This is a genomic window from Acetomicrobium mobile, from assembly GCF_937920065.1.
On sequence record NZ_CALETC010000255.1, the window covers coordinates 1 to 3546 of the forward strand.

A 3546-nucleotide genomic window follows, 5' to 3' on the forward strand; every position below is an offset into this window, starting at 1 on the left:
AAGGAAGGCCAATTTGTACAAAAAGGAGAAGTTATTGCTCTTTCCGGACAGACCGGAAGGGCGACGGGCCCACACTTGCACTTTGGGCTTTATCTTTTAGGAAATGCCGTCGATCCGGCGTCACTTTTTTGAACGCCACTAGCTTATAAACGTATGTTATGTTAGCGAAATGCCAAAAATAACGATAACATAATACATCATTGCATCCTTTTTCAGGGCAATGAAACTGCGCGAGCTTTCTTTTTGCTTCTGCGCTTTTGTCATTAAAGCTATGATCAAATCATCGTTGGTGGCTAAAATTCATACAGGCAAACTACGTCAATATACAATCCATGTCATCATCGCTGCTTTGGTGATATTCTTTTTTCTGGCAAGAACATAAAATAACTTGCATAAACATGGCGACCAAGGATGCTAATCAATAACCCCCGCGCTTTGGCTTTTCCGCAGGGGCTTCCCCGGAAGAATCTTATTTTTTGTCGGCCAAAAGCATCCCGCCAACTCCTACGTTTTCCTGGGGATTTTCGGAAACCAGCACCACAAAGGCTTCCTTAGGTATATCCATGATCTTGCTCGCCGCCTCCGTAAGGTCTTTAACCAATTCTCTTTTCTTTTCTAGGCTTAAAGCCGGACCATTTACGGTGATTACTGGCATTTCTTATACCCCCTTGGATTAAATAGTCTTATTTGGTATGTTACACTTGAATAATAACATATCTAATGCATAGGGGGTTGCGACTTTGGAGGCCGAAAACTCAAAGACAAATACTCACAAGGGGCTTGCCATACTTACCATAGGCCACTTTATAAATGATGTGCATGCCGCTTTCTTGCCGACTTTTACTCCAATCTTAATGATTAATTTGGGTTTATCTATCACTCAGGCAAGCATGTTAACCTTCCTATCAGGCATAATTAATTCGTTTATGCAGCCCTTGTTGGGATACGCCTCGGATAAAACGTCGCGTCCCCTGATGATACTTATAGGACCCATCCTTGCGGCCCTTGGTGCTTCGTTGATACCTTCGTCGCCAAGTTATGCTTTGGCTTTTTTCTTTGTTGGGCTGTGGGCCATAGGAAGTGCTACTTTTCACCCACAGGGTCAAGGTTCGGTCGGCCATTTAACCACTTCACAAAACTTATCCTTTGCCTTTTCTATTTTCTCAGTGGGGGGAATATTGGCAAGCGCTTTAAGCCCGCTTTACGGAGCTTATCTTTACCAAAGGTTGGGCGAGGCGTTTTTGCCCATAGTGACATCCATTCCGGTCTTATTATATGCGATGCTCGTCTTTAAGTTCCTGCCAATCATACCAGGCAAGCATACATATCAAAGCTCTGTCGAGACAAAGGGGCTAAAGTTTATACTACATTCCATGAAAGTTACCTTTGCCCCCCTATCCGTTGCCGTGATAAGAGATACCTCAATCCAAGGGATCCAATTTTTCATGCCCATCGCGATTGCGGCCAAAGGAGGAACCATTGGTGATGTTGGCAAAGTATTATTCATCATAATGATAGCAAGATCGCTATCGCCCCTTTTGGGAGGCTACATTGCAGACCGCACCAGCAAAAGTAAAATAATTTTTTTATGTATGGCCATGGGAGGCGCCTTGCTCATCCCGGCTGCTTTGACGAAAGGCATCCTATCAGTGCTGCTTTTCACGCTGGGCGCAGCTTTCATCGAAGCTACTACTCCCATAACGGGCGCTATCTCCCAGGAATGGATGCCCCATTCTCGGGCTATGGCAAGCTCCATAGTTATGGGCTTCGCATGGGGACTGGGCAGCTTGCTAATTCCACCGCTGGGCATCATAGGCGATCATCTTGGCCTTACTTGTGCTTTGGTAGTAGTTGGAGCTTTGCCCCTTGCAAGTTTATGTTTCGTCTCCATCATAAAGAAAAAAGAAAAAGCTGCAATCTTAAAAGAACCGCAAGATGAAAACTAAAATCATTTGGGCCTTAAAGATCAAAGCTTATGATGCTTCCAATAAAAGGCATTTGAGATATAAGGATTCATCGAAGCCCAGTAGTATAGGATGACTGGTATACGCCTTTCACGGGAAATAATTCGATCAAGATTTTTACGATCGTATCTTTGACTCTTTCCACGCCAAGGGTTAAAACTTGCATGGCAATATAATCGCCAAATTTGTCAACGATTAGACCAGGTAAAAAGTCTGCTTCACTGAATGCTAGCCTGTAGGCATCTAAGGCACTAACGCTAATCTTCCTCCTGAAATCTAAAGCTTTTTTGAGCCTCTTGCGCCGAAAGCCCTCATCGACGCTCTCCTCTTCTCTGGTGAGCACGCGTGCAGTGATGTAAGAAACAGGATTTGCGTATCCTATGGCCAAAAACTTCCCCCCCGCCAATCCTTAATTTCCACCAAATCACCAGGTGTAAATTTACCCCTGATTTTGTTTATGGCGTTTTTATGAATCCAGGGATGTCCATCATAAATGCTTTTTTCAAAGCCCTTTTTAACCTCCTCCTAAAGGAGGAAAAATTCGCACCTCATCATCGGGGTTCACTAAATCATCCTTGGAGATAAAATCTGATTTACAGATTGCAAATCCTACTTCCTCCCTTGAAACGCCAATTTTATCCAATAAATCCCTTAGAGGGAGAGGAGAATCCAACTTTATCTCGCGTTCGATCAATTTATCGCCTTTGAATATAATCACTTTAGCCATTACCCTTCGACCAGCCACTCAAGCCCTAACTCCAACAGTTTTTCTTTCGTTGGAATTCCTTTTTCTGTCCAACCCATCATGCCATAGTAAAGCTGCAAAGCCTGCATAAATTCTTCTTTAGGAAGAAAATTGCCCTTTAGGGCGCCATTTTTAAGAGGGCTATGTAATCTTTCAGGGACTATATCATCTTCAGCATCGAAACCTTCCCGCGAATTAAAGATCCTAGCCAATGCTAAAGCCCGTTCTCCTGCTTTCATGACCTCAAATACGCTAGTCTTCCATCCTGTAAAAGCATTCAAGGCATTGATTACATCATTTATAGACATCGAACTTCTTGGCACTGGGACAAAATCACATATGCCCGCTGCATTAAAAAAGCTCCACCACATCGAAAGGTATGCAAAGGTACGCACCTTTAAGGGAGAAAATTTGGTGGGTTTTTCCGGCTCAAGTATCCCCAAGGGCATTATCTCCCTAAAACTAAACTCATCTTTTGAAACTATCATTGTATCGTGGGCAGCAACCATATGATCTGCACCTTTTTCGGAGAGAGCATAAGCTAGTCCAACGGAATATTTACCCCTGGGATCGTGCATTGGAAGTTCTTGTCCCTTCACGGTTAAAACGAACCTTTCCGATCCCCTTCCTATGATCTCCGAAGCCCTTTTACTCCCTTCAGCTAAAACGTTGCCGAAACCTTCTCTTTTTGCTATCTTTTCTATCATGGTAAGAAGGGCCTCTTTATTGCCAAAGACCAGCTCTATACCGTCGGTATCTTCTTTGGTCAATATATTGGCCTCAAAACACTCCATCGCAAAAGCTATGGTCATCCCCGTGCTTATGGTATCAAGGGTG

Annotated in this window: 7 protein-coding genes; 2 read left to right on the forward strand and 5 right to left on the reverse strand. The window is 43.7% G+C overall.

All coding sequences use genetic code 11. The features are described from left to right. A partial coding sequence (locus tag Q7P41_RS09675; protein ID WP_303883865.1) for a M23 family metallopeptidase occupies positions 1-132 on the forward strand: 132 nt, incomplete at its 5' end. A gap of 337 nt (positions 133-469) precedes the next feature. Here the strand turns inward: Q7P41_RS09675 and dmpI are convergent. After that, positions 470-655, reverse strand: coding sequence for a 4-oxalocrotonate tautomerase DmpI (dmpI, locus tag Q7P41_RS09680; RefSeq protein WP_303883856.1), 186 nt, complete (start codon positions 653-655; stop codon positions 470-472). 85 nt (positions 656-740) lie between these two features. On the opposite strand from dmpI, the gene Q7P41_RS09685 reads away from it, so the two are divergent. Continuing rightward, positions 741-1946 (forward strand): MFS transporter, encoded by a 1206-nt coding sequence (locus tag Q7P41_RS09685; RefSeq protein WP_303883857.1) that lies wholly within the window; start codon positions 741-743, stop codon positions 1944-1946. 67 nt (positions 1947-2013) lie between these two features. Here Q7P41_RS09685 and Q7P41_RS09690 read toward each other — a convergent pair whose 3' ends face one another. From Q7P41_RS09690 to Q7P41_RS09705, 4 genes are all read right to left on the reverse strand, one after another. After that, positions 2014-2352: a hypothetical protein gene (locus Q7P41_RS09690; protein ID WP_303883859.1), complete on the reverse strand. Its 339-nt coding sequence runs from the start codon at positions 2350-2352 to the stop codon at positions 2014-2016. After that, positions 2343-2459: a hypothetical protein gene (locus Q7P41_RS09695; protein WP_369693155.1), complete on the reverse strand. Its 117-nt coding sequence runs from the start codon at positions 2457-2459 to the stop codon at positions 2343-2345. The genes Q7P41_RS09690 and Q7P41_RS09695 overlap by 10 nt, the downstream gene beginning before the upstream one ends. Before the next feature lie 19 nt (positions 2460-2478). Next, positions 2479-2709, reverse strand: a complete 231-nt coding sequence (locus tag Q7P41_RS09700; protein ID WP_303883861.1) for a MoaD/ThiS family protein — start codon at positions 2707-2709, stop codon at positions 2479-2481. Further along, a partial coding sequence (locus tag Q7P41_RS09705) for an aldehyde ferredoxin oxidoreductase C-terminal domain-containing protein (protein WP_303883863.1) occupies positions 2691-3546 on the reverse strand: 856 nt, incomplete at its 5' end. The genes Q7P41_RS09705 and Q7P41_RS09700, both read right to left, overlap by 19 nt.